Annotated in this window: 24 protein-coding genes; 9 read left to right on the top strand and 15 right to left on the bottom strand. The window is 42.5% G+C overall.

Annotated features, from left to right (window positions below):
* Positions 1-19 precede the first annotated feature (19 nt).
* On the bottom strand, positions 20-901 hold the full coding sequence (gene motY / locus AACW90_RS07775) for a flagellar protein MotY (RefSeq protein ID WP_390232937.1): 882 nt from the start codon (positions 899-901) through the stop codon (positions 20-22).
* Between the two features lie 219 nt (positions 902-1,120).
* Between motY and rnt the strand changes: the two genes are divergently transcribed.
* Positions 1,121-1,777 (top strand): ribonuclease T, encoded by a 657-nt coding sequence (gene rnt / locus AACW90_RS07770; protein WP_390232935.1) that lies wholly within the window; start codon positions 1,121-1,123, stop codon positions 1,775-1,777.
* Between the two features lie 27 nt (positions 1,778-1,804).
* The gene (locus AACW90_RS07765) at positions 1,805-3,127 is read left to right on the top strand and encodes a Na+/H+ antiporter family protein (protein WP_390232933.1); all 1,323 of its coding nucleotides are present in this window, start codon (positions 1,805-1,807) and stop codon (positions 3,125-3,127) included.
* Between the two features lie 106 nt (positions 3,128-3,233).
* Here AACW90_RS07765 and grxD read toward each other — a convergent pair whose 3' ends face one another.
* Complete coding sequence (gene grxD, locus AACW90_RS07760; protein ID WP_195702580.1) at positions 3,234-3,557, bottom strand: Grx4 family monothiol glutaredoxin; 324 nt, start codon at positions 3,555-3,557, stop codon at positions 3,234-3,236.
* A gap of 278 nt (positions 3,558-3,835) precedes the next feature.
* On the opposite strand from grxD, the gene sodB reads away from it, so the two are divergent.
* Both sodB and AACW90_RS07750 read left to right on the top strand, forming a co-directional pair.
* On the top strand, positions 3,836-4,420 hold the full coding sequence (sodB, locus tag AACW90_RS07755) for a superoxide dismutase [Fe] (protein ID WP_390232931.1): 585 nt from the start codon (positions 3,836-3,838) through the stop codon (positions 4,418-4,420).
* 280 nt (positions 4,421-4,700) lie between these two features.
* Complete coding sequence (locus AACW90_RS07750; protein ID WP_390232929.1) at positions 4,701-5,876, top strand: multidrug effflux MFS transporter; 1,176 nt, start codon at positions 4,701-4,703, stop codon at positions 5,874-5,876.
* A gap of 200 nt (positions 5,877-6,076) precedes the next feature.
* Here the strand turns inward: AACW90_RS07750 and AACW90_RS07745 are convergent, their stop codons facing one another.
* The 10 genes from AACW90_RS07745 to sdhC all read right to left on the bottom strand — a co-directional run bounded on the left by AACW90_RS07745 (position 6,077) and on the right by sdhC (position 17,740).
* A complete protein-coding gene (locus AACW90_RS07745) occupies positions 6,077-7,144 on the bottom strand; it encodes a TRAP transporter substrate-binding protein (RefSeq protein WP_390233532.1) in 1,068 nt (355 codons plus the stop codon).
* Between the two features lie 159 nt (positions 7,145-7,303).
* A complete protein-coding gene (locus AACW90_RS07740) occupies positions 7,304-7,870 on the bottom strand; it encodes an NnrU family protein (protein WP_390232927.1) in 567 nt (188 codons plus the stop codon).
* Between the two features lie 182 nt (positions 7,871-8,052).
* Complete coding sequence (gene sucD / locus AACW90_RS07735; protein WP_390232926.1) at positions 8,053-8,925, bottom strand: succinate--CoA ligase subunit alpha; 873 nt, start codon at positions 8,923-8,925, stop codon at positions 8,053-8,055.
* Positions 8,925-10,091: an ADP-forming succinate--CoA ligase subunit beta gene (gene sucC, locus AACW90_RS07730; RefSeq protein ID WP_390232924.1), complete on the bottom strand. Its 1,167-nt coding sequence runs from the start codon at positions 10,089-10,091 to the stop codon at positions 8,925-8,927. The genes sucD and sucC overlap by 1 nt, the downstream gene beginning before the upstream one ends.
* Positions 10,092-10,337: 246 nt before the next feature.
* Complete coding sequence (gene odhB / locus AACW90_RS07725; RefSeq protein WP_390232922.1) at positions 10,338-11,543, bottom strand: 2-oxoglutarate dehydrogenase complex dihydrolipoyllysine-residue succinyltransferase; 1,206 nt, start codon at positions 11,541-11,543, stop codon at positions 10,338-10,340.
* Positions 11,544-11,571: 28 nt separating this feature from the next.
* On the bottom strand, positions 11,572-14,391 hold the full coding sequence (gene sucA / locus AACW90_RS07720; protein ID WP_275135882.1) for a 2-oxoglutarate dehydrogenase E1 component: 2,820 nt from the start codon (positions 14,389-14,391) through the stop codon (positions 11,572-11,574).
* A 119-nt stretch (positions 14,392-14,510) separates the two neighbouring features.
* The gene (locus AACW90_RS07715; RefSeq protein ID WP_390232920.1) at positions 14,511-15,224 is read right to left on the bottom strand and encodes a succinate dehydrogenase iron-sulfur subunit; all 714 of its coding nucleotides are present in this window, start codon (positions 15,222-15,224) and stop codon (positions 14,511-14,513) included.
* 15 nt (positions 15,225-15,239) lie between these two features.
* The gene (gene sdhA, locus AACW90_RS07710) at positions 15,240-17,006 is read right to left on the bottom strand and encodes a succinate dehydrogenase flavoprotein subunit (RefSeq protein WP_195702570.1); all 1,767 of its coding nucleotides are present in this window, start codon (positions 17,004-17,006) and stop codon (positions 15,240-15,242) included.
* The gene (gene sdhD / locus AACW90_RS07705) at positions 17,007-17,354 is read right to left on the bottom strand and encodes a succinate dehydrogenase, hydrophobic membrane anchor protein (protein ID WP_347997565.1); all 348 of its coding nucleotides are present in this window, start codon (positions 17,352-17,354) and stop codon (positions 17,007-17,009) included. It abuts the gene before it with no gap.
* On the bottom strand, positions 17,348-17,740 hold the full coding sequence (gene sdhC, locus AACW90_RS07700; RefSeq protein WP_390232918.1) for a succinate dehydrogenase cytochrome b556 subunit: 393 nt from the start codon (positions 17,738-17,740) through the stop codon (positions 17,348-17,350). Before sdhC ends, sdhD begins: the two co-directional genes overlap by 7 nt.
* A gap of 411 nt (positions 17,741-18,151) precedes the next feature.
* Between sdhC and AACW90_RS07695 the strand changes: the two genes are divergently transcribed.
* Positions 18,152-19,441 carry a citrate synthase gene (locus AACW90_RS07695; protein WP_390232916.1) on the top strand — a complete coding sequence of 430 codons (1,290 nt, stop codon included), beginning with the start codon at positions 18,152-18,154 and terminating at the stop codon, positions 19,439-19,441.
* Positions 19,442-19,632: 191 nt separating this feature from the next.
* Here AACW90_RS07695 and AACW90_RS07690 read toward each other — a convergent pair whose 3' ends face one another.
* Positions 19,633-20,388 (bottom strand): Nif3-like dinuclear metal center hexameric protein, encoded by a 756-nt coding sequence (locus AACW90_RS07690; protein WP_390232914.1) that lies wholly within the window; start codon positions 20,386-20,388, stop codon positions 19,633-19,635.
* Positions 20,389-20,448: 60 nt separating this feature from the next.
* Between AACW90_RS07690 and AACW90_RS07685 the strand changes: the two genes are divergently transcribed.
* Complete coding sequence (locus AACW90_RS07685; protein ID WP_390232912.1) at positions 20,449-21,210, top strand: DUF1853 family protein; 762 nt, start codon at positions 20,449-20,451, stop codon at positions 21,208-21,210.
* A gap of 81 nt (positions 21,211-21,291) precedes the next feature.
* On the opposite strand, the gene pgm is transcribed toward AACW90_RS07685, so the two are convergent.
* Both pgm and seqA read right to left on the bottom strand, forming a co-directional pair.
* Positions 21,292-22,932, bottom strand: a complete 1,641-nt coding sequence (gene pgm / locus AACW90_RS07680) for a phosphoglucomutase (alpha-D-glucose-1,6-bisphosphate-dependent) (RefSeq protein WP_390232910.1) — start codon at positions 22,930-22,932, stop codon at positions 21,292-21,294.
* Positions 22,933-23,049: 117 nt separating this feature from the next.
* Positions 23,050-23,628, bottom strand: coding sequence for a replication initiation negative regulator SeqA (gene seqA, locus AACW90_RS07675; protein ID WP_390232909.1), 579 nt, complete (start codon positions 23,626-23,628; stop codon positions 23,050-23,052).
* A 164-nt stretch (positions 23,629-23,792) separates the two neighbouring features.
* Here seqA and AACW90_RS07670 point away from each other — a divergent pair, with 164 nt between their 5' ends.
* The 3 genes from AACW90_RS07670 (at position 23,793) to fldA (ending at position 25,483) form a co-directional block, all read left to right on the top strand.
* Positions 23,793-24,557, top strand: a complete 765-nt coding sequence (locus AACW90_RS07670; protein ID WP_390232907.1) for an alpha/beta fold hydrolase — start codon at positions 23,793-23,795, stop codon at positions 24,555-24,557.
* Positions 24,558-24,646: 89 nt separating this feature from the next.
* Positions 24,647-24,868, top strand: coding sequence for a DUF2788 domain-containing protein (locus tag AACW90_RS07665; RefSeq protein WP_195702561.1), 222 nt, complete (start codon positions 24,647-24,649; stop codon positions 24,866-24,868).
* A gap of 87 nt (positions 24,869-24,955) precedes the next feature.
* Positions 24,956-25,483 carry a flavodoxin FldA gene (gene fldA, locus AACW90_RS07660; protein ID WP_390232905.1) on the top strand — a complete coding sequence of 176 codons (528 nt, stop codon included), beginning with the start codon at positions 24,956-24,958 and terminating at the stop codon, positions 25,481-25,483.
* Positions 25,484-25,729: the final 246 nt, after the last annotated feature.

The raw sequence follows: 25,729 nt of genomic DNA, 5'->3' as shown, positions 1-25,729 counted from the left end.
TTTTATCACTTTCAAATAACTAAACCTGACTTCTACCCAGAGAAATAACGACTCGTCTGTTCTGGTCTTTTCCTATTGGCGACGCATTATCTGCAATTGGTCTACGTTCACCATAGCCTTGAATCTGAATCCGTTTATCCTTCATCCCTATCGATTTAAAATAGTCTTTAAGCACCACCGCTCGTCTTTCAGAGAGTGATTGGTTTACGTCTTTTTCACCACTAGAATCGGTATAAGCAGAGACCAAAACAAGGTCTATATCTTGATTGTATCTGACGTATTCTGCTATCTGAAATAGCCGCTTTTGAGACGCCTTATTCAGTTGATCGCTGTTTCTATCGTAATGCAAAATGGTAAACGAAATATCTTCAAAACTGTACGGCAATAACTGACTCAAACAAAAAGTAAACGCATCATATTTTTGTCGAAAAGTAACGGCAGATAGCGAAACCTCAACTCTTTGGTTTCGACTCAGCCAATCCGCATAACTAAAAGTGGGATACCGGCCTTTTTCTAACTCCGATAGTATTCCCCACGCGGCTTGTCCACCCACATAGCCATCAAATTGTTTGAAGAATTTCATGGTATTCATTCTATCGGCACTCTCACCTGGTCGCCAAGCAGGAGGCAATGAGACTAAACTGACACTGCGAGTTTCTCCCATTGGACGACGCATTTTTAGTTCAAAGTCGAGGTTGATTTTTTTACTGGCACGAGACGAGAATTCCGCCTGACCATAATGAGGGATGGGGTGTACCAAACGACACTCCAAAGGACTATTCGCCACCATTTCCCATTTTGATTGCTCTGGCGATGCCGCATAGCGGACAGCCGTTGCCTCTGAAATTGGAGATATCAGAGTAGAGGTAACAAAGGCACATAACGCAATCCGTTTTTTCATAACCATTAAAACTCTTTATTCAGAAACGGCAAGTTGCTGCCGTTTTACTAGGAAAACCAGTCCATTTATTTGCTAACTTCTTCTATATTGTAATCTCTATTGCAAAAACTTAGCCAAGTTATAGAAAGAGAATTGATTTTAGCCATTTTGCTTACGCTTAGAATCTGTAATAATGCTTTCCCTATCGCACTTATCTGTTTATCAATATAAAAAGTACCCATGACTGTAGAAAACGAAGAGTTCACCCTTAAAAAACGCTTTCGCGGCTATTTTCCAGTCGTTATTGATGTAGAGACTGCTGGTTTTAATGCAAGAACCGATGCACTTCTGGAGATCTGCGCAATAACGTTAAGAATGGACGAAAATGGAGACCTTCATCCTGCTTCAACGATTCACTTTCATGTCGAACCTTTTGAAGGGGCGAACATAGAGAAAGAAGCATTAGATTTTAACGGCATTCGCGACCCATTCAGTCCACTGCGTGGCGCGGTACCTGAGTCTGAAGCGTTGAAAGAGATATACAAGTTAATCAGAAAAGAACAAAAACAAGCCGATTGCAGCCGTGCAATCATGGTCGCTCACAATGCGACGTTTGATCATAGTTTTGTCATGCAAGCTAGCGAGCGCGGTAAGTTAAAAAGAGTCCCATTTCACCCCTTTGCTACTTTTGACACGGCAGCATTAAGTGGATTAGCTTTTGGTCAAACCGTTTTGGCCAAAGCTTGCAAAACCGCAGGGATGGAATTTGATAGTAAAGAAGCCCACTCAGCCTTATACGACACAGAACGAACGGCTGAGTTATTTTGCAGGATCGTCAATAAGTGGAAAGCCTTAGGAGGCTGGCCCCTTACCCTCGACGAGACTGAACAACAATAATACAAACACAACTCAAACGAGAATAATATGAATCCTGTAGTTATTTCAGTATGTATCATGCTGTTGCTAGCACTAATGAGAGTTAACGTCGTCGTTGCTCTTACCTTTAGTGCTATCGTTGGAGGCCTTGTTTCCGGCATGAGCTTGAACGATGCTGTCGCCGCCTTTGAAAGTGGTCTTGGTGGCGGTGCAACCATTGCCTTAAGTTACGCCATGTTAGGAACCTTCGCGGTTGCTATCTCGAAATCTGGTTTAACCGACTTACTAGCACAAAGCGTGATTAAACGAATTCACGGCAAAGAAAATGGGGCCGCAACTACTGGGCTTAAATACGCCGTTATCTGCGCGTTAATTCTTGTAACGATGTCTTCACAAAACGTTATCCCTGTCCATATCGCCTTTATTCCAATTTTAATTCCACCTCTTTTGGGCGTATTTGCAAAATTTAAGCTCGATCGCCGCCTCATTGCCTGTGTGCTCACTTTTGGCCTTGTAACCCCATATATGGTGTTGCCAATCGGGTTTGGTGGCATTTTCTTAAACAATATTCTGCTTAAGAGTTTACGTGACAACGGGTTACCCGACGTGGTCGCGAGCCAAGTACCGACAGCAATGATGTTACCTGGTTTAGGTATGATTTTTGGTCTGCTTGTCGCTATCTTCGTTACCTACCGCAAACCTCGTGAATACAACGAAACCGAACTCACCACGGTTCATACTGATGTTCAAATAGATAAAAAGAACATCGCTATCGCGGCCTTAGCGATTATCGCAGCACTTGGAGCACAACTCTCCACTGGCTCCATGATTATTGGTGGTTTAGCCGGCTTCATGGTATTTACTTTCGGTGGGGTTATTGCTTGGAAAGAGACGCACGATGTGTTTACACGTGGCGTCCATATGATGGCGATGATTGGTTTTATTATGATTGCGGCTGCGGGTTTCGCCGCGGTGATGAAGCAGAGTGGCGGCGTCGAAACATTAGTTGAATCTCTTTCGACAAGTATTGGTGACAATAAGGCGTTAGCTGCACTGCTTATGCTTATTGTTGGCTTATTGGTTACAATGGGTATCGGGTCTTCTTTTTCTACTATCCCGATCATTGCCACCATTTATGTACCGCTTGCGATTGCATTTGGCTTTTCACCTATGGCAACCATTGCTCTTGTGGGTACAGCCGCAGCATTAGGTGACGCAGGTTCACCGGCTTCTGACTCGACCCTTGGGCCAACATCCGGTCTAAATGCCGATGGACAACATGAACACGTGTGGGAAACCGTTGTACCAACCTTTGTTCACTATAATATTCCATTGATTATATTTGGTTGGGTTGCGGCCATGGTACTTTAGCCGACCTTTTAAGTTTCAATACGAAAATAACATCAAAAAAAACCAGCCATTGTGAAATGACTGGTTTTTTTATATTGACGCTAATTTCACAATAAAAAGAGAAAGCTTATTCTGCTTTTTCAACCGCTTCTTTAATAAGAGGTTGAAGCTCTCCTTTTTGGAACATCTCTAGGATAATATCGCAACCACCGATAAGTTCACCACCAATCCACAATTGTGGGAAAGTAGGCCATTGCGCATAAACAGGTAGTTCTGCGCGGATATCTGGGTTTTGTAGTATATCTACATAAGCAAACTGCTCGCCACACGCCATTAGCGCCTGTGAAGCTTGAGATGAAAAACCACAACTAGGTAGTTTAGGTGAACCTTTCATATAAAGTAGAATCGAATTCTCTTCGAGCTGCTGTTTAATTTTATCGATAGTTTCCATTGTCTTCTCACCGTACTTTTTATGGCTTAACATTATTGATACATTCTACTTGTTTGCACAAGAATAAAAAGCACAATATAAATAGGGTTTTTGAGCTATGCTTACTTTTTAGAATCTAGTTTTAAAAGTGACATTTTTGAGTTTTTTTTGTTAATAAGCTTTTAATAAAGTAAAAACTTGATAAACTAGTTGGCAAGTCAGTCAATTTGACGAAATAAAAATAATTATTGGAAGCAATCGAAAGAATTCGTTCTTTCAAATCAATGGAGAATCCGGCAATGGCTTTTGAATTACCAGCACTTCCTTTTGCAAAAGATGCATTAGAACCACACATCTCTGCAGAAACATTAGATTTTCACCACGGCAAGCATCACAACACTTATGTTGTTAAGCTTAATGGCCTAATCCCTGGTACTGAATTTGAAAACAAATCATTAGAAGAGATAATCAAGACTTCTTCTGCTGGTATTTTTAACAATGCCGCTCAAATTTGGAACCACACGTTCTACTGGCATTGCCTGGCACCTAACGCTGGTGGCGAACCAACTGGCGCGGTAGCGGATGCTATTAATGCATCATTTGGCTCATTTGAAGCATTCAAAGCAAAGTTCACTGATTCTGCAATCAACAACTTTGGTTCTTCTTGGACTTGGCTTGTTAAAAAAGCTGACGGTTCTTTAGATATTGTAAATACTTCTAATGCTGCGACACCGCTTACAGATGAAAGCCTAACGCCTCTACTGACTGTAGATTTATGGGAGCACGCTTACTACATCGATTACCGTAACGTGCGTCCAGACTACATGAATGGTTTCTGGTCTCTCGTTAACTGGTCATTCGTAGCGGAAAACCTAGCTAAGTAATTTAGCGTCTATTAAGTAAAAAGCTGGCCTATGCCAGCTTTTTTTAGTTTTAAACAAACCAAAAATGGAAAATAAGATTACCTCTTTAAGGCAATTAAAATATCCATCGACAACGTTTGATTCTCAGACAATAATTACGCCAACAAGATACATCAATAATCTAGATTATCTCTATTGCACAAACCTCTATTTGATGGCGTTATCCTCTCTTTCGTCGCCATAACTTATGTCTACGTCGCCTAGGTCACTATCAACATTGTGATAGTTATTGGACACATTAATGCCTACTTCTTTTCTATGGAAACCTGTCTTACTTGCCGGTTTGATCGTTAGTATCGGCCAATTTAGTATGGGATTGGTCTTCCCATCCTTGCCTTGGATAGCCCAAGACTTTGCTATCTCATCCGACGATGCTCAGCTATTAATTTCTATCTATCTACTTGGGTTTGGTCCTTCACAATTAATATATGGGCCAATATCCGATGCATTGGGACGAAAACCAATACTTATTGCCGGGTTAACTTTAGCTCTCTTAGGCTTATCACTCACTGTGACGTCAAGTCACTCTTTTGACATGTTAGTTATTGGTCGTTTTATACAAGGATTAGGTGCAGGATGTTGCGCCGTGTTAGCCAGAGCATCACTACGGGACTCTTACGATGGCCCCAACTTACCTAGAGCATTGTCATGGGTGACAATCGTTGCATCATTCACACCGATTATCGCGCCAGTACTCGGTGGCTTTATCAATCACAGTTTTGGTTGGTTAGCGGTATTTATCGCCCTTCTTTCTTATATCGCTATCGTGCTCCTATTATTGATTTTTCTTTTCTCCGAAACCTTACCTAAGAAAAAACCATTGCCAAATGTTCGGGCTATGCTGAGTACCTATAAAAGCCTTATAAAGTCGCGTTATTTCTGCAGCTTTGCAAGTATTGGTTGGTTCAACTTTAGCCTGATTGTTGTCTCTATCTCTGTGATGCCTTTTATCATGCAGATTCAGATTGGCATGACATCGGATCAATATGCATTGTGGGCATTAATTCCAGCCTGTGGTCTCTTAGTTGGCGGGACAATATGTAATCGTATCCGTCCTATTATTGGCACAAGGAAAATGCTCTTCTGCGTACCTGTGATTCATTTAAGCGCTGGTCTATGGTTGATATGTGCTCCCTTGACTCCTTTGGCTATGATGTTTGGTCAGTTTCTTCTTACTTTGGGAAATGGTATTGCTTTTCCTTGCGCTCAAACTCAATTACTTGTCCCATACAAAGAAAAAGCGGGCTCAGTTGCTGCTCTTTCAGGTGCGGGTCAGATGACATTCTCAGCACTATTTAGTATGTTTCTGATGAACCTTGGTATTCAAGAGGCGTGGCATTTGGGTTTGGTTATCGGTTTTCTAGCGTCGCTTAGCGCTGTTAGCATGTGGTTTGGTTTCAAATCTAAACCAGTGTGATCGAGAAATTATAAAAAAGCTCGGTAAACACCTAATACCGATCATTTAAGACAAAGTAGTCATCGTCATTCCCGTGAAAACGGGAATCTGTGTGAGTTTAGATCCCCACTTTCGTGAGGATGACGGAGTTTGATGTCTTAAGTGAACAGCATTATCGGTAAACACCGAGCTTTTTACACTACCTATTTCTAATCTTAAAACTATTTAACGGCGCTGCTTTCCAAATACGCTTTCGTCGAGATATCCGTCCATGCTCGAACTCTTTTCAAATAACTCACTTGCGAATCGATGATTTTTTTCGCCAATGGGTCCTTAGCGGCAAACTCTTCAAGAAGGGTATCTTTTTCTTTACGCATTCTCTCGAGAACCGCTGGTGGGAAATCACGTACTTTAATATCCGGATTATCAATTAACATTTTTTCCCAGCTCGTTGCATTCGCATCTATCGCTTGGGTGTACATGTCAAAAGCCGCAACACGGAACGATGTCTCAAGAATGATTTGCAGATCCTTCGGTAATTTATCCCACGATTTCTTATTGACCAAGAACTGAGTCTCAGAACCTGGCTCATGCCACGCCGTATAATAGTAAGGTGCGATATTTTGGAAACCCATTCTCAGATCAAATGCAGGACCTACCCACTCGAGAGCATCGATTGTACCGCGCTCTAACGAGGTGTAGAGCTCACCCGGTGCAATATTCGTGGGCTTAGCACCGACACGCGCAAAGACCTCACCAGCAAACCCTGGAATACGCATCTTCAAACCTTGTAGATCGTCGATAGAGTTGATCTCTTTTTTAAACCACCCACCCATTTGAATATCTGAGTTACCACCAGGAAAAGAAAGCAGGTTATGAGGGGCATACACTTCTTGCATCAGCTCTATACCACCACCACGGTAGAACCAAGCGTATTGTTCTGTGGTCATCATGCCAAACGGCATTGAGGAGAAATAGAGTGTGTTAGGCACTTTACCTTTCCAATAATAAGAGCTTGAATGGCCAAGATCATATTGACCTGATTTCACCATATCAAATACACCGAGAGGAGCTTTATGCTTATTCGCTGAATCTATTCGAATTTGAAGACGTCCATTTGACATTTCGTTGGCTAGCTTTGCCATGTTTTTACTGGCATCACCTAAAATAGGTGTATTAGGGCCCCACGTTTCGGCAAGCTTTAGTCGATACACTTTTTCTGCTGCCTGAGCCGAAAGTGAAAAAATGGCAATCGCTGTAACCGCGACTGTTTTTAACAACAACGTCATTCTATTTTGGGGTTCCATCCGTTCCTCTATATTTTTTATCCTTAATATGTATAGATAAATTTACGGTATCTGCTACCAAGGTCAAGTAATATTTACGCAATGGATAAAAAAACGATGCTTTCACATCGTTTTTTCGATCTAACCCCTAAAATAGGCAGTTTACATTAACGGCATACCGATCAATTTTCCATGTAAGAACATGATAAATACACCGGATAACACAACACCAAGAACGACACTAATGATGTCATTTAGTCCTGATGGTTTCAGGCCTGGAAGTGCGCGTTGTTCGCGTTTCTTCATTGAGATTCTATCTAACACTGCCCACGCTAAGAAAGCCCCGAATAAAATGACATCGGCTAGCATGCCATTCACCATTAAGTGGCTTAATGCCCAGAGTTTTACCGCAAGCAACTGTGGGTGTTTAGTAACCTGTTTTATCTTACCGGGAAAATAAGGAGCCACAAAAAGGATCATGGCTGCTAGCATTAACAGGTAAGTCACATGACGGAACCAGAAAGGCGTTGTATAGAGAAGTACCGGCTCCATTCTAAGCGCATTGTAACCAACCGCTATAAAGTATATTCCTGCAATTGAAGCTAAAGAGTAAATCGCTTTCCAACCCAATTCACTTTTCTTCACCAGTTGTTCTCTAACCGATGGAAAAAAGATAGACGCACAATGCATCCCTAAAAATAGAAAGAGTCCTAACAGTAAACTAAACATGACAATGCTTCCTTGTGATGAGCAAAAAATCTTCACTACGGTGGTGAGATTTCCGTTATTTTTCAATAACCAATATATCGTCGAATGACATGAAAATGGCTTTGTTTATACTAATTCCAAAACAAAAAAAAAGCCCGAACAATCGTTCAAGCTTCTTATCATTTATGAACAGTAGGTAACGATTACCAGCCCGTCACTTCGCGAAGAGCGGTTCCGATATCGGCCAAGCTTTTCACCGTTTTAACACCGGCTAACTCTAGTGCAGCAAATTTGTCTTCAGCCGTACCTTTACCACCAGAGATAATAGCGCCAGCATGACCCATACGCTTACCGGGAGGAGCCGTAACACCGGCAATGTATGACACAACAGGCTTTGTAACATTTTCTTTAATAAATGCTGCGGCTTCTTCCTCTGCTGTTCCACCGATCTCACCGATCATGACGATAGCTTCCGTTTCTGGATCTTCTTGGAACAGCTTAAGAATGTCAATAAAGTTTGAACCCGGAATAGGGTCGCCACCAATACCAACACAAGTTGATTGGCCAAAACCTTCATCTGTTGTCTGCTTAACCGCTTCATAGGTAAGCGTGCCCGAACGAGAAACGATGCCCACTTTACCTTTCTTATGGATATGGCCCGGCATGATACCTATCTTACACTCATCTGGAGTAATGACGCCTGGACAGTTAGGACCAATCATACGTACACCTGATTCATCTAAACGGACTTTAACATCGAGAAGATCAAGCGTTGGGATACCTTCTGTAATCGTTACGATTAGCTTAATTCCAGCATCGATGGCTTCAAGAATGGCATCTTTACAAAAAGGTGCAGGTACATAGATAACCGACGCAGTCGCGCCAGTTTTTTCTACTGCATCACGCACTGTATTAAATACAGGAAGGCCTAAATGGGTTTGACCTCCTTTACCTGGAGAAACACCACCGACCATTTGTGTGCCGTAATCGATCGCTTGCTCTGAATGAAAAGTACCTTGCCCACCAGTAAAACCTTGGCAGATAACCTTCGTGTTTTTATCAATTAATATAGACATTATTTGCCCTCCGCTGCTGCAACTACTTTTTCCGCTGCTTCTTTTAGCGAGTTCGCGGCAATGATGTTTAATCCACTTTCAGCTAATTTCTTCGAGCCTAGTGGAGCGTTATTACCTTCAAGTCGAACAACAACCGGAACCTTCACACCAACTTCTTCCACTGCGCCGATAATACCATCTGCGATTAAATCACAGCGTACAATCCCACCAAAGATATTAACGAGTACAGCTTTGACGTTATCGTCAGACAAGATAATCTTAAATGCTTCTGTAACGCGCTCTTTCGTTGCGCCACCACCGACATCCAAAAAGTTAGCTGGTTGACCACCGTGTAGGTTTACAATATCCATTGTACCCATTGCTAGGCCAGCGCCGTTAACCATACAACCTATGCTGCCATCAAGCGCGACATAGTTCAGTTCCCATTGCGCTGCATGTGCTTCACGCTTGTCTTCTTGAGATGGGTCATGCATTTCTCGCAGCTTAGGCTGACGATACATTGCGTTTGAGTCAATGGTGATCTTGCCATCTAAACAAAGAAGATTACCATCGCCAGTAACTACTAATGGATTGATTTCTAGTAGTGCCAAGTCGTACTGAGTAAACATATTACCTAAACCCATAAAGATCTTAGTAAATTGCTTAATTTGATCGCCCGCTAACCCAAGTTTAAATGCCAGCTCGCGGCCTTGGTAGGCTTGAGGGCCGACAAGTGGATCGATAGCCGCTTTGTGAATAAGCTCTGGTGTTTCTTCTGCCACTTTCTCGATTTCAACACCGCCTTCTGTCGACGCCATAAATATGATTCGACGTGACGAACGGTCAACAACGGCACCAAGGTATAACTCATTATCGATGCTAGAAGCTTCTTCAACCAAAATTTTAGTTACTGGTTGGCCGTTTGCATCGGTCTGGTAAGTAACTAAGTTTTTGCCTAACCATTTTTGTGCAAATTCTTTTACACCATCTTTGGTGTCATGCAGCTCTACGCCACCTGCTTTACCACGTCCACCAGCGTGAACCTGACATTTAACCACTTTTTTCTCGGTAGAAATGCGGCCTGCCGCTTCGAATGCTTCTTGGGCGGTATCACAAGCGTAGCCTTCTGGTACTGGCAATCCGAACTCAGCAAATAGCTGTTTCGCTTGATATTCATGCAAATTCATTGTGCTATTCCATTTTTCTATCCCTTAAGGGATTATTATTTCCATAAGGTGCTCAATATTATTTATCGTATCAAACAACATTGGGGCTGCCTTCACGTAGGGTAAGGTACTTTTCAACTCATCGTTATTGGATTAACTCCGATTAAGATAAAAACTTACTCAAATAAAGAACGGTTTGTATCCTAAAATAACTCTAGTTACTAAAAGAGTCAGACGTTGAGCTGCCTGACTCCATTTTTTTAACGCTTATACATCAAGTAACAAGCGTGCAGGATCTTCGAGTAATTCTTTTATTGTCACTAGGAAGCCAACGGATTCTTTACCATCAATTAAGCGATGATCATAAGATAACGCTAGGTACATCATTGGTAAAATCTCTACTTTTCCATTAACCGCCATCGGACGATCTTGAATTTTATGCATTCCTAAAATCGCGGCCTGTGGCGGATTGATAATCGGCGTAGACATTAACGAACCGAAAACACCGCCATTCGTGATAGTGAAGTTACCACCGATAAGCTCTTCAACTTTCAGTTTTCCATCACGACCTTTGATAGCCAGCTCTTTGATACCTTTCTCAATATCGGCCATGCCTAGCATGTCACAATCTTTAAGTACTGGTGTAACTAAGCCACGAGGAGTAGATACCGCCATACTGATATCGAAGTAGTTGTGATACACAATCTCTTCACCATCGATAGATGCGTTTACTTCCGGATAACGTTTTAGCGCTTCAGTTACGGCTTTGACATAGAAGGACATGAAACCTAATCGTGTACCATGGCGCTTCTCAAACTGTTCTTGATACTGCTTGCGAAGTTCCATAATTGGCTTCATGTTGACTTCATTAAACGTAGTCAACATTGCTGTACTGTTCTTAGCTTCTAACAAACGTTTAGCGACAGTTTTACGAAGGCGTGTCATTGGAACGCGTTTCTGGCTACGTGCTACGGCAGGCACTTCAATCGCAGGTGCCGTTGCTTGAGGAGCAGCCTTAGCGTTTGCTAGATATGCATCTACATCTTCACGTGTTATTCGACCACCAACACCAGTACCATTAACCTTACTCGCTTCTATGCTGTGTTCAGCCAGTAGACGTCTAATCGCAGGACTCAACGCATCGTTAGACTCTTCGGTAAGAGAGGCTTTATGGCGTTGATCTGGCGATGCTTCTGTTGTCGTTGTTGTATCAACGGTTGGTTCACCAGCAACTGCACCCGGTTTGATTTTGGCAATGAGCTGCTTAGAAAGTACTGTTGCACCTTCTTCTTCAATGATAGCTTCTAACACACCCGCTTCTGGAGCAGGTACTTCCAAAACTACTTTGTCCGTTTCAATATCAACAATTACTTCATCACGAGCTACTGCGTCACCAGGTTTTTTGTGCCATGTAGCAACCGTTGCGTCTGCAACGGATTCAGGCAAATCTGGAACCAGAATTTCAATTGTCATAGTTTATTCTTCCTTTAACTTCTAGTTCTTAACCAAAATCTAGATTCAAAGCGTCATCTACCAACGCTTTCTGTTGTTTCATATGTACCGACATGTAGCCAACCGCTGGTGATGCAGAAGCAGGTCGTCCTGAATATTTCACATCACTACCACGGACCGCATTACGGAAGTTATGTTGGCTACAATACCAAGCGCCTTGGTTCTGTGGCTCTTCCTGGCACCAGACGAAATCTTGCGCATTCTCATACTGCTCAATTAGATCTCGTACCTCAAATAGAGGGAACGGATATAGCTGCTCAATACGGATTATGGCGACATCTTCTTGTTCGTTCTTACGTCGTTGATCAAGCAAGTCGTAATAAACCTTACCAGAGCAGAATACAACGCGTTTCACTTTCATAGGGTCGAATTCATCTATTTCGCCTATTGCTGGCTGGAAAGTACCTTCAGCCAACTCTTCAAGTGAAGAGGTACACATAGGATGACGAAGAAGTGACTTCGGCGACATGACCACGAGAGGACGTCGCATTGGGCGAATCACTTGACGACGAATCATGTGATACACCTGTGCTGGTGTCGACGGAACAACAACTTGAATATTTTGTTCAGCACACAACTGAAGGTAGCGTTCTAAACGAGCAGATGAGTGCTCAGGTCCTTGACCTTCATATCCATGAGGTAGCAGCATGGTTAGACCGCATAATCGACCCCATTTTTGCTCACCAGACGAAATAAATTGGTCAATAACAACTTGGGCACCATTCGCAAAATCACCAAACTGAGCTTCCCATAATGTTAAACCACTTGGTTCTGCTGTGGCGTAACCGTATTCAAATGCAAGCACCGCTTCTTCTGAAAGAACCGAATCAAACACTTGGAAAGGGCCTTGTTTAGTATGAACATTCTGCAATGGAATATAAGTGCTCGCATCTTCTTGGTTATGAAGTACTGAGTGACGGTGGAAAAAAGTACCACGCCCTGAGTCTTGACCAGAAATACGAATACGCTTGCCATCATCTACCAGCGTGCCATACGCCAATATTTCTGCCATACCCCAATCGAGCGCCTTTTCACCGCTGATCATGGCACGACGATCATTATAAATTTTATTAACACGACTTTGTAATTTATGACTTTCTGGATAATCGCACAGCTTTTCACCAAGCGCTTTAAGGCGAGTCATTTCATAACGACTGTCCCATTCTATATTCCAGTCATGACCTAGATAAGGATTCCAGTCTACAGAGTGCATTTCCATCGGACGCCACTCTTTAACAACAACTTCACCATGATCTAACGCATCACGAAAATCATTTACCATTTCTGTCGCTTTACCAATATCAAGCTCACCACGCTCAATCAACACATCCGCATAAAGCTTACGTGGTGTTGGGTGCTTTTTGATTTTTTGATACATCAAAGGTTGAGTTGCACTCGGTTCGTCGGCTTCGTTATGGCCATGACGACGATAACAAACCAGATCGATAACAACATCGCGCTTAAAGGTATTACGATAATCCAATGCTATTCGAGTGATAAAGGCAACGGCCTCTGGATCATCGGCATTAACATGGAAGATTGGTGCCTGCACCATCTTTGCAATATCAGTACAGTACATCGTTGAACGGGTATCTTTCGGATTTGACGTCGTAAAACCAACTTGGTTATTCACAACAATTCGCACCGTACCACCGACTTGGAATCCGCGAGCACGTGACATGTTAAATGTCTCTTGCACTACGCCTTGACCAGCAATAGCAGAGTCACCATGAATGGTGATTGGTAATACCATGCTGCCATCTTTATCCGCTAAACGGTCTTGCCTAGCACGTACCGAGCCAATAACTACTGGGTTTACAATCTCAAGATGAGATGGATTAAATGCCAGCGCTAAGTGAACATCGCCACCCGGCGTCGCAAAATCAGCAGAGAATCCTTGGTGGTACTTAACATCGCCAGTGCCCCAAGTATTATCATCACTTTTTTTACCAGCAAATTCATCAAATAAGTCTTGTGGTTTTTTACCCAACACGTTGACTAGCATATTAAGACGGCCACGGTGAGCCATACCAATGACCACTTCACGCATTCCTGACTTACCAGCGTGACGAATTAACTCTTTCGTCATCGGTATTAGCGCATCACCACCTTCTAGTGAGAAACGTTTCGCTCCAGGGAATTTAGCACCCAGATAACGCTCCAAGCCTTCTGCGGCAGTGAGTTCATTTAGGAAGGTTTCTTTTTCTTCGGCGGTGAATGATGGCTGACCTAATACAGACTCTAAACGTTGCTGAACCCAGCGTTTCTGTTCTGTATTAATCATGTGCATATATTCTGCACCGATTGAACCACAATACGTTTTCTTAAGGGCAGAATAGAGGTCACCCAACTGCATTGAATCTTGTGCTACTGCAAAAGAACCAACGTTAAATGTCTCTTCAAAATCATCTTGAGTAAGGTTGTGGAATGCAGGCTCTAGGTCCGGACCGGGGTCTCGTTCCCATATGCCTAGTGGATCTAAACTTGCTGCTTGATGCCCTCGAAATCGGAAGGCATTGATAAGTTGCAATACTTTTACTTGTTTAGCATCGACATCAGGATCACTAACTTGGACATTGTAATGCTTTGTTTCTTGAGCGAGTCTCCGGAAGTAATCACGGACCCGTGAATGAGGCTGTTCTACAACCTCAGAAGATTGCGCAGGCAAGTCTTCAAATACACGTTTCCACTCCTCACTTACCAGATCGGGGTCACTTAGATACAGTTCGTAGAGTTCTTCTACGTAAGTTGCATTGGCGCCAGCCAAGTGTGAAGACTCGAGCCATGCCTTCATCACGCCGTTGTGCATATTTTCCCTTAACCAGTAGTTTTCACTTTTCTTCCCGATCCATTCGGGCTTTCCATTCACAGCCAGCCACTGTTACCTATAAAAAGTCTATATTCACAGCGCTGGCAATTTTTATACTTTTAAACCGACCGGCTAACTAACATGGTCTTGATATGACCAATCGCTTTTGTCGGATTAAGTCCTTTAGGACAAACACTTACACAATTCATGATGCCATGGCAACGAAAAACGCTAAATGCGTCATCAAGTTCAGACAATCGTTCATCAGTCGCCGTATCTCGGCTATCAATTAACCAACGATAGGCCGCCAATAAACCAGCCGGTCCAATGAATTTATCCGGATTCCACCAAAACGATGGGCATGCTGTCGTACAGCATGCACACATAATGCATTCATAAAGACCATCTAAATGCGCTCGTTCTTGCGGCATCTGTAGGTTTTCTCTAGAAGGTGGCAAATTACCATCTGAAATCAGATAAGGTTTTACTTTTGCATAATTGTCATAAAATTGCGTCATGTCTACGATTAAATCGCGAACAACAGGTAATCCTGGTAATGGTCGAATGACGATAGGGCTCTTATCCATAAGTGCAGACAATGGAGTAATACACGCTAGGCCATTTTTACTATTCATATTCAAGCCATCAGAACCACACACACCTTCACGGCATGAACGGCGGAAAGAGATAGAGGCATCTTGTTCTTTTAACAGAATCAACGCATCTAACACCATCATGTCTGTACCTTCATCCACTTCGAGTATGTAGTCCTGCATATGAGGCTTACTGTCTACATCTGGATTGTATCGGTAAAGAGAGAAATTCAGTTTCATCTTGTTATGCTCCCTTTAGTAAGTACGTACTTTAGGTGGAAAGGCTTCTCGATGCACAGGTTCCATGTTCACATCACGTTTTGACATCTCTTCCGTTTCTGGATTGTAGATAGAGTGACATAGCCACTGCTCATCATCACGGTCAGGGAAATCAAATCGAGCATGTGCACCTCGGCTTTCTGTACGGTAGTTTGCAGCTACAGCAGTAGAAAATGCAGTTTCCATCAAGTTGTCTAACTCTAAACATTCAATACGTTGTGTATTGAATTCCGAAGATTTGTCCGTTAGGTGTGCGTCATTGAGACGTTCACGAATAACTTTCAATTCCTCTAAACCCGTCGCCATTGCATCTCCTTCTCGGAATACAGAGAAGTTGTTTTGCATGCAAGCTTGAAGGTCTTTACGAATTTGAACAGGGTCTTCACCACGGTTACTATTTTCCCAGCGCATTGTGCGCGCCAAAGAAGCTTCGATATCAGACTCAGTTGCTGGGCGAGCTTCAGATTGAGCAGCCAACGTTTCACCAAGGTGTAGGCCAGTTGCTCGACCAAATACAACCAAATCAAGTAGAGAGTTACCACCTAGGCGGTTTGCACCGTGTACAGACACAGATGCAATTTCACCACAAGCAAACAAGCCTTGTACTTCAACATCGGCACCATTTGCGTCTTGTTTAATCGCTTGACCTGAAACCTGTGTCGGCACGCCACCCATCATATAGTGACAGGTTGGAATAATAGGGATTGGTTCTTTCACTGGATCAACGTGGGCAAAGGTACGAGATAGCTCACAGATACCAGGTAAACGTGATTCCAGTACATCTTTACCTAAATGATCGAGTTTCAGTTTAATATGTGGACCCCAAGGACCATCACAGCCACGGCCTTCACGGATCTCAATCATAATTGAACGAGCAACTACGTCACGGCCAGCCAGATCTTTCGCATTTGGTGCGTAACGCTCCATAAAGCGCTCGCCATCTTTATTAAGAAGATAGCCACCTTCACCACGACAACCTTCTGTCACCAAGACACCCGCTCCAGCAATACCTGTTGGGTGGAATTGCCACATTTCGATATCTTGCATTGGAACGCCTGCGCGTAACGCCATGCCAACACCGTCACCAGTGTTGATATGTGCGTTAGTTGTAGAGGCATAAATTCGACCTGCACCACCTGTTGCTAAAATAGTCGCTTTAGATTTGAAATAATTTATCTCACCGGTTTCCATACAGATTGCTGTGCAACCCATAATGGCCCCATCTTGATTCTTAACAAGATCTAATGCATACCACTCAGAAAAAATGGTGGTTTTATGTTTGATGTTTTGCTGATAAAGCGTATGAAGAAGCGCATGACCAGTACGGTCTGCCGCTGCTGCTGTACGAGCAGCTTGCTCACCACCAAACTCTATAGACTGTCCACCAAACGGACGCTGATAGATTGAACCATCTTCAAACCGAGAAAATGGTAAACCCATTTTTTCAAGTTCAATAACAGACTCAGGGCCATTTTTACACATGTACTCAATGGCATTCTGATCACCAATATAATCAGAACCTTTCACCGTATCGTACATATGCCACTGCCAATTATCTTTATGGGAATTACCTAACGCAACGGTAATACCACCTTGAGCAGAGACGGTGTGGGAACGGGTTGGAAATACTTTGGAAAGCAAGGCGCAACTAAGGCCTTGCTCAGAAATTTGTAGTGCTGCGCGCATACCCGCGCCACCAGCACCGATAACAACGGCATCAAATTCACGAACTGGAATAGTCACTTATGCACCCCACAGAATAAATAGGCCAGAGAAGAAATACACCAATAGAATGGCCACAATTACGAATTGTAATAGGCCACGTATTAGCGTTGGCTTGATATAATCAGTTAGAACTTGCCATAGGCCTATCCATGCATGAACGAGGATAGATGTCAGAGCAAGCATGGTAAACGCTTTAGTGAAAATACCACCAAAGAAAGCGGTCCATGTGTGATAAGTTATGTCGCCACTGAAAGCACAAAACCCTACAATGTATATCGTATACAGAGTAAGGATTATTGCCGTAGCACGAATAAGTAGGAAGTCATGGATACCATTACGACCTACTGAAGATACAGAATTTACCATACCAGGATTCCTCCAAGTACTGACAATACTGCTGTTGCAGCAAAGGTTACCTTGGCAGTCATAATGCCAGATTCGAATTCTTCATAATGGCCTAGGTCCATTATTAGGTGACGAATTCCACCAACAATATGGTAGGCAAGTGCGGTTAATATTCCCCACAGAATAAACTTAACTAAAAAATTATCTATTAAGTCAGCGGCTTGCATGAAGCCTTGAGGGGAGGACAAAGATATTGATAACAGCCAAAGCAGGATACCAATTGCCACAAAAGTAATCACACCAGAAACACGGTGAAGAATGGATACTATTGCAGTAATCGGAAAGTGTATGGTCTGTAAATCGAGATTGACAGGTCTGGACTTTCTTTTATTCACGGGCTTGCTCACTCAGCTCCATTAAGCGTTTATTGTTATTAGGAATTTTGGTAGATCGGGAGATCTTTAAGTGTCAACCCCACAAAATTAACATCTATTTAACGATTTTTCGCCTAAAACCGAGCCAAGAATGTTAATAAAATGTTAACCAAGCACCTAGATTTTAAAGCGTTTATTTCTTTCTAGGCTTGAATTTATAAGGTCTCAACCACAAACTTCCTCGTCACTATACGTTTGGCAACAAATTAATACAATTATCGTAACAAAAAGTGCTACATGGGACATGTTTTTAATTTTTTAAATGTGGAAAATCTTAACAAGTGCACACAAAAACTTAGAAAAATTGACTTTACTTACGATCCTGAGTAAAAAATGTCTCAGAAGAAATCCCGGACGGATTAAATTATAACAAAGGAGAATGTAATGGCAGGTAAGAAAGCTACTCTTCACATAGAAGGTAAAGCTCCCATTGAACTGCCGATTATGGATGGCACTTTAGGTCCAGAAGTAATCGATGTTCGTAAATTAGGTTCAAATGGATATTTCACATTTGACCCTGGTTTTCTTGCGACATCATCTTGCGAATCCCAAATCACATTCATCGATGGTGACAAAGGTGTGTTACTACACCGAGGCTTCCCAATCGACCAATTGGCCAACAATGCGGATTATTTAGAGGTTTGCTATATCCTACTTTATGGAGAAGCACCAAACCGCAAACAGTACGATGAATTTAAGAAAATAGTTACTCGCCACACCATGGTTCATGAGCAAATTGCGAGCTTCTTCCATGGCTTCCGTCGTGATGCGCACCCAATGGCCATCATGGTAGGTGTTGTAGGTGCCCTAGCGGCGTTCTACCACGATTCGCTAGATATCAACAACGATAGTCACCGTGAAATTGCTGCATTCCGTCTGCTCTCTAAAATGCCGACTCTTGCTTCAATGTGTTACAAGTATTCTATCGGTCAACCGTTTATCTATCCTCGTAACGATTTAAGCTACGCAGAAAACTTTCTACACATGATGTTTGCCAACCCATGTGAAGACTATGAAGTTAATCCTGTTGTCGCTCGTGCGATGGATAAAATACTTACTCTTCATGCTGACCATGAACAGAATGCGTCGACATCTACCGTTCGTTTAGCGGGTTCTTCTGGTGCGAACCCATTTGCATGTATTGCCGCAGGTATTGCATCTCTTTGGGGGCCAGCACATGGCGGCGCTAACGAAGCTTGTTTACGTATGCTAGAAGAAATTGGAAGTGTTGATAACATTCCTGAATATGTCGACCGTGCGAAAGACAAAGATGACCCGTTCCGCCTAATGGGCTTTGGTCACCGTGTTTATAAGAACTACGATCCACGTGCCACTGTAATGCGTGAAGCGTGCCACGAAGTTCTTAAAGAGCTAAGCATTGAAGATCCATTGTTAGATGTTGCTATGGAACTAGAGCGTATCGCGCTGTCTGACCCATACTTCGTCGAGAAGAAACTTTACCCTAATGTTGATTTCTATTCAGGTATCATTCTTAAGGCTATTGGTATTCCTGTCTCAATGTTCACGGTTATCTTTGCGATGGCTCGTACTATCGGCTGGATTGCACACTGGAATGAAATGCATGGCGACCCAGACAACCGTATCGGTCGTCCACGTCAGCTTTACACTGGTAAGAAGATGCGTGACTTTGAACCATTGCATGAAAGAGAATAGTTAATTAATACAGTCTATTGGGACTCTATTCGTTAGAAGCGTTACGTTCTATGAGCATAGCGCGCTATAACGTTCGTTAAAATAAACATCGTCATTCCCGTGAAAACGGGAATCTTTGTACACTTTATTTAGATCCCCACTTCCGTGGGGATGACGAATTTTTTAACGAAAGAGGTGATCATAATTCAATTCTATACTGGATTATCGATGTCAATAAACTCAACATCTAGCCCATGCTCTACCGCCAACCACTCACCTAATGCTTTCACACCATAACGCTCCGTTGCATGATGGCCTGCGCTAAAATAGTGGATGCCCTGCTCTCTTGCAGAGTACGTAGTACGCTCAGAAATCTCACCAGAAATAAATGCATCCAACCCTTTGGCTGCAGCCAATTCAATATAATCTTGTCCTCCACCAGTGCACCATCCGATTGTCTTAATTAATTTGTCGATTTCAGGCATGATATGGAGTGGTTTTCTGTTTAAAACAGTTTCAATTTTTTTAGCCAATTCTCGACCAGATACAGGTGTGGCCAACGAACCATGCAACGCGACTGATTGAGCTGACGGTTCCAGCCCCCCGTCAACGTTAATTTCTAATAACTCAGCAAGCTTAACGTTATTGCCGATTTCAGGGTGCACATCTAACGGCAAATGATAGGCATATAGATTGATATCGTTTTTTATCAGCGCTTTAATTCTCGCCCCTTTCATACCTCTAATTACTTCGGCTTCACCTTTCCAGAAATAACCATGATGAACCAATATAGCGTCCACTTTTAGCGCTATTGCTTTGTCAATTAATGCTTGCGAAGCCGTCACACCAGTAAGCACTTTTTTTACCTCACTCTTCCCTTCGATCTGTAATCCATTTGGGCAATAGTCTTTAATAAGTTCCGGTGAAAGCTTTTGATTTAGCAATGATTCTAATTGCAAGTGATCCATTTTATGTTATACCAATAAGTAGAGTTAGCATTCTTTTCAGAATACCACAGGATGTGAATAATGCAGGAGAGACTTGCAAAAATTACCCATTGGATAATCACTAATCCTCCAATATTTAAGACAGATAAACCGCCAGCGGCGGAAAACCCCTTTGTCCTCAATTATTTGCCAGAAAGTAGGGATTATCGCGGCAATACTCGCCTTGGTTTTATCTATCAGGAATTATGCAAAAGACTTTTTATATCTCATCCTGACTATGAAATTTTAGCCGAAGAGGTTCAACTGTTTAGAGGAAAAGAGACCATAGGTGCCATTGATTTTCTTCTTAAGTACCAAGACCATATCGAACACTGGGAAGTCGCTATCAAGTTTTATCTTCTCAAAGATGGGCTTTGGTACGGACCAGATAGTCGAGATAGGCTCGATATAAAACTTCATCGCATGCTTAGCCACCAACTTAGAATGTCAGATCGTGAGGAATTTCATCAACGATTCGGTAATGTTGACGTTGTCACACCTAAAATGTTGATTCAGGGGCGTCTTTACACCAATCCATTTGAGAACGAAACGATTCCTACACAATGTTTAGGTTATCAGTTAGACAACGCAACGATTGTTGGTCATTGGTGTTACCAACATCAAATATCACTGATTAAAGAGCCTCTGTTCAGGCTACAGAAGCTAGATTGGATACCCGGCACTCGACAGCCATACGAAAAGCTAACGTCGTTGACAAAGTATTCCACGCATTGTCAGACCGAATCGGGTCAATTTTGGATAGTCGTGCCCGACACCTGGCCGGAGAATGAAGATATGCGCTAGATCCCCACTTTCGTGGGGAAAACGAGATCTCATGGAAGAGACCTCGTGGGATGATGATACTTGGTTGTTTTAAAAGATAAATTACAAACCAGCGTCTGCAAACACCTGATTTACAATCTCTTGAGCTTCTTTTTCAATCGCTTTCAGGTGTTCTTCACCTTTAAAGCTCTCACAGTAGATTTTGTAGATATCTTCTGTACCTGACGGACGTGCAGCAAACCAGCCATTTTCAGTCGTGACTTTAAGGCCACCAATAGCAGCACCGTTACCAGGTGCATGTGTTAATCGTGCGGTGATAAGCTCGCCCGCTAACGTCTCTGCTGAAACCATCTCTGGCGATAATTTAGACAGTACATTTTTTTGCTCAGTGTTCGCGACGGCTGAAATACGATTATATTGAGATGCACCATGTTTAGCTGCAAGCTCTTCATAATATTCTTGCGGGTTTTTACCCGTGACAGCAGTGATCTCCGCCCCCAACAAACAAAGAAGGATACCATCCTTATCTGTAGACCAAGGTGACCCATCTTTACGTAAGAAAGACGCACCCGCGCTCTCTTCGCCACCAAAGCCAAATGTCCCGTTATATAGGCCATCAACAAACCATTTGAAGCCAACTGGCACTTCACACAGCTCACGACCAAGGTCGGCAACAACACGGTCAATAAGGGCACTTGATACTAACGTTTTACCTACCGCCACATCTTTACCCCATCCTTCGCGGTGACGGTATAAGTAGTCAATACAAACAGCCAAATAATGATTCGGGTTCATCAAGCCTTTCGGCGTTACGATACCGTGGCGGTCATAATCTGGGTCATTACCAAATGCAAGATCATAGTCATCTTTAAGTGCTAAAAGATTAGCCATGGCATAAGGTGATGAGCAGTCCATACGGATCACGCCATCTTTATCTAAAGACATGAATTGGAATGATGGGTCAATTGCTTCATTTACTAATGTTAAATCTAGGTTGTAAGTTTTGGCAATCTGACGCCAGTATTCAATACCTGAGCCACCTAAGGGATCAACGCCTATTTTAATGCTCGCGTTTTGAATCGCTTTCATATCAACAACATTCACCAAGTCGTCGACATAAGGTTGCACTAAGTCTACTTCAGAGACGACTTGCTTAGCGGCGCCACTCGACATCGCTTTAACGCCATTCATTTCATTTGCAATAAATGCATTCGCTCGGTCTTCAATCGCTTGCGTCAATTGACCTTCAGCAGGACCACCATGTGGGGGGTTATATTTGATACCACCGTCTTGTGGAGGATTGTGCGAAGGTGTAATGACAATACCATCCGCTTTTTCATCGTGCTTCAGATTGTAAGTCAAAATAGCGTGAGAAATACCGGGGGTTGGTGTGAATCCATTGTTTTCTTGGATAATGACTTTAACACCATTCGCGACAAGTACTTCGATCACACTACAAAATGCAGGCTCAGAAAGGGCGTGAGTATCTTTGCCTAAAAATAAAGGTCCTGTCGTACCCTGCTCTGCACGAACTTCTGAAATTGCTTGAGCAATTGCTAGAATATGATTCTCATTGAAGGTTTCTTTTTCAGAACAACCGCGATGACCAGACGTACCAAACGCAACGCGTTTAGATGGATCTTCACTGTCTGGTTGTAGCAAGTAGTAGCTTGATACGAGAGCGGGAATATTGGTTAGATCTTCTTGGCGGGCTTTCTGCCCAGCTCGGGGATGCATTGCCATGTTGTAATCCTTTAAAAATAAAGCCTAAAAAAATAAAAAAAGCCTCATAACGACATCTGAGGAACAGGTTCATTATGAAGCTTATATTCTGTTAAACACTATACTGTTAACCAAAAACTATATCGAACTGCACACTTTTTCTATCAAATCTGACTGGAAATTCATTCGAGTCATGAGCTGGTCGACCATTTGACGTTTTCTGTTGGTGTTATTGTTCGTAATAACCCAAAACGGAGTGTTCGGGATCGAACGGGGTTTGGTTGTCTTCCCACTTGCCAATAATACATCTTCATTATCGGCAAAATAGACGCGAGTTCGACCTTTTACCTGGGTCGCTTCTGCAAAACTCGCATTATTTACTTGATAGAGTGAAGAAAGCACCTGCATGAAACGATCAATCGCTTTATTGCTTGTGGCAAATTCATCCGAAATAAGCAATGTACGCATCGACTTAACACCATCGACTTTCTCTACATTACCGGCATCTTTACTTACTACAATACCTATAGGCTCGTCAGCAACAGGAGCAGGAGCAGCCTCTTGAGACACTTCAGGCTCTGCGATCTGAGGTGAAACTTGCTTGTCACCGCTAACCATTAGGAGACGCCTTAATATATCTGACGCGCTTTCCCCAATATGTTCGGTCTGACTCGCAATGTAACGGTATAGATCCTCATCAACTTCAATTGTTTTCATTCGCTTTTCACAATCTCACTGTATTAATATCTAGTCGATTATACTCATTAGACAACAAGAAGCGAGTTTCCAAGATCGTATTTCTTAATTTTTGAGTTGCACACCAACATTCCTATTACTACCATAGGGATCTATATCCACCTTCAAATTGAATAAAGATCAAAATGTCAGAGCTACTCAATTACAAATTACGAGGCGAAGGAGCAACCATTGTTCTTATACATGGTCTATTTGGTAATCTTGATAATTTGGGCCTGTTAGGTCGAGACCTCGAAAAAGATCACCAAGTGCTGAGCATGGATTTACGAAACCATGGGCTCTCGTTTCACTCTGACGAACACACATATCAGAGTATGGCGAACGATATTCATCAACTGATTACTTCTTTAGGTTTAACGAAAGTCAGCTTAGTGGGCCACTCTATGGGGGGGAAAGTAGCCATGAAACTCGCCAGTGAACACCCAGAATATGTCGATCAACTCGTTGTACTAGACATGGCCCCCGTCGCCTATACAAAAAGAAAACATGACAACGTCTTTGCCGGGTTACATGCTGTCTTATCAAACCCTCCGGCTAGCAGAATTGAAGCGACAAAATCACTCGCAGAACACATAGAAATGGATGGGGTTATTCAATTTTTAGGTAAATCTCTTTATCGCTCTGAAGCGGGTTTGACTTGGCGTTTCAACGTAGAGTCAATTAGCGACAATTATTGGAATATTCTTGGCTGGGAGGCTATCTCAAAAATCGATATCCCAACCTTGTTCTTAAAAGGGGCCGATTCCGATTATTTAACCCAAGAGCATCAAATACAAGTTCAAGCGCAGTTTTCAAATGCGAAAGCACATGTTATTGCAAATACAGGGCATTGGCTTCATGCCGAGAAGCCACAAGAAGTACTCAGGGCTGTCAAACGTTTTATCGACTAAAAATAGACAACTAAACTGTGTTGCTCCACATTAACTTTAGATGTTAACAGTGGTATAGTTCACGCACAAATTTGGCATAAAGGACAACTATGCTTTACTACTATTACGATTTATTGGAATCCATTGGATTAGATCTACTCTTCGCTTCAATATTTTTCCTTATAGGAATGGCGATAAAGGATGTACTCAAACAAGGTAACGTTCCGGTATTTGGTCAACGTATAGTATGGATGGTTCTATTTTTAGGCTGCGCTGGCTTTATTGCTAAAGGCATAATACAAATTAGCTGGGAAGGCACAGGTTTGGGTTAACCTAGACCGAATAAAGTTAAGCGGTAAATGATTACCGTTATTAGCGCGTTTAGCCAACATCAACAAATTATTAGTAGGTATTCAAATATGGCAAGTGTAGGTCTCTTCTTTGGTAGCGATACTGGGAACACAGAAGCTGTTGCTAAGATGATTCAAAAACAATTGAGTAAGAAACTCGTTCACGTCCAAGATATCGCAAAAAGTAGTAAAGAGGATTTGGACAACTTTGATCTTTTGATCTTAGGTATTCCTACTTGGTATTACGGTGAAGCACAATGTGATTGGGATGATTTTTTTCCTGAGTTAGAAGACATTGATTTTTCTACTAAACTTGTGTCTATTTTTGGTTGTGGCGACCAAGAGGATTACGCTGAATATTTCTGTGATGCTATGGGTAATATTCGCGACATCGTTGAAGCAAAAGGCGGAACCGTTTTGGGTAATTGGCCAACTGAAGGCTATGAATTTGAAGCTTCTAAAGCACTTATTGACGATGCTACATTTGTCGGTTTATGTATCGATGAAGACCGCCAACCAGAATTGACTGATAAACGTGTGTCAGCATGGGTCAATCAAATCTATGATGAGATGTGTCTTGCTGAATTAGAAGATTAATTAGCCTGAGAACGGCTCGGTACAGAATCCATCAGATATTCTATAAAAAAGCGACTCGCTTAAGATAAAATCTATTCATTGGCCGTCATTCCCGTGAAAACGGGAATCTGGTGGTATTAGGTATTGACCGCCCACATAGGTAACAGATCTGACCGGGCACATGGGTAACAGGTGTTAATGTGTAAGCTTCATAGAGGAGAAGCTTATGCCTTGGAATGAGACCTGTATCATGAGTCAAAGAACACA

It is taken from the genome of Vibrio frigidus (assembly GCF_042465995.1).
Taxonomy (GTDB): domain Bacteria; phylum Pseudomonadota; class Gammaproteobacteria; order Enterobacterales; family Vibrionaceae; genus Vibrio.
The sequence above is the reverse complement of the archived record's forward strand: the minus strand, read 5'-3'. Positions and strand labels throughout refer to the sequence as shown.

Coding starts and splice junctions, on each gene's coding strand:
- motY (WP_390232937.1), bottom strand. CDS start 901: ATGAAAAAACGGATTGCGTTATGTGCCTTTGTTACCTCTACTCTGATA.
- rnt (WP_390232935.1), top strand. CDS start 1,121: ATGACTGTAGAAAACGAAGAGTTCACCCTTAAAAAACGCTTTCGCGGC.
- AACW90_RS07765 (WP_390232933.1), top strand. CDS start 1,805: ATGAATCCTGTAGTTATTTCAGTATGTATCATGCTGTTGCTAGCACTA.
- grxD (WP_195702580.1), bottom strand. CDS start 3,557: ATGGAAACTATCGATAAAATTAAACAGCAGCTCGAAGAGAATTCGATT.
- sodB (WP_390232931.1), top strand. CDS start 3,836: ATGGCTTTTGAATTACCAGCACTTCCTTTTGCAAAAGATGCATTAGAA.
- AACW90_RS07750 (WP_390232929.1), top strand. CDS start 4,701: ATGCCTACTTCTTTTCTATGGAAACCTGTCTTACTTGCCGGTTTGATC.
- AACW90_RS07745 (WP_390233532.1), bottom strand. CDS start 7,144: ATGACGTTGTTGTTAAAAACAGTCGCGGTTACAGCGATTGCCATTTTT.
- AACW90_RS07740 (WP_390232927.1), bottom strand. CDS start 7,870: ATGTTTAGTTTACTGTTAGGACTCTTTCTATTTTTAGGGATGCATTGT.
- sucD (WP_390232926.1), bottom strand. CDS start 8,925: ATGTCTATATTAATTGATAAAAACACGAAGGTTATCTGCCAAGGTTTT.
- sucC (WP_390232924.1), bottom strand. CDS start 10,091: ATGAATTTGCATGAATATCAAGCGAAACAGCTATTTGCTGAGTTCGGA.
- odhB (WP_390232922.1), bottom strand. CDS start 11,543: ATGACAATTGAAATTCTGGTTCCAGATTTGCCTGAATCCGTTGCAGAC.
- sucA (WP_275135882.1), bottom strand. CDS start 14,391: ATGCACAACGGCGTGATGAAGGCATGGCTCGAGTCTTCACACTTGGCT.
- AACW90_RS07715 (WP_390232920.1), bottom strand. CDS start 15,224: ATGAAACTGAATTTCTCTCTTTACCGATACAATCCAGATGTAGACAGT.
- sdhD (WP_347997565.1), bottom strand. CDS start 17,354: ATGGTAAATTCTGTATCTTCAGTAGGTCGTAATGGTATCCATGACTTC.
- AACW90_RS07695 (WP_390232916.1), top strand. CDS start 18,152: ATGGCAGGTAAGAAAGCTACTCTTCACATAGAAGGTAAAGCTCCCATT.
- AACW90_RS07690 (WP_390232914.1), bottom strand. CDS start 20,388: ATGGATCACTTGCAATTAGAATCATTGCTAAATCAAAAGCTTTCACCG.
- AACW90_RS07685 (WP_390232912.1), top strand. CDS start 20,449: ATGCAGGAGAGACTTGCAAAAATTACCCATTGGATAATCACTAATCCT.
- pgm (WP_390232910.1), bottom strand. CDS start 22,932: ATGGCAATGCATCCCCGAGCTGGGCAGAAAGCCCGCCAAGAAGATCTA.
- seqA (WP_390232909.1), bottom strand. CDS start 23,628: ATGAAAACAATTGAAGTTGATGAGGATCTATACCGTTACATTGCGAGT.
- AACW90_RS07670 (WP_390232907.1), top strand. CDS start 23,793: ATGTCAGAGCTACTCAATTACAAATTACGAGGCGAAGGAGCAACCATT.
- AACW90_RS07665 (WP_195702561.1), top strand. CDS start 24,647: ATGCTTTACTACTATTACGATTTATTGGAATCCATTGGATTAGATCTA.
- fldA (WP_390232905.1), top strand. CDS start 24,956: ATGGCAAGTGTAGGTCTCTTCTTTGGTAGCGATACTGGGAACACAGAA.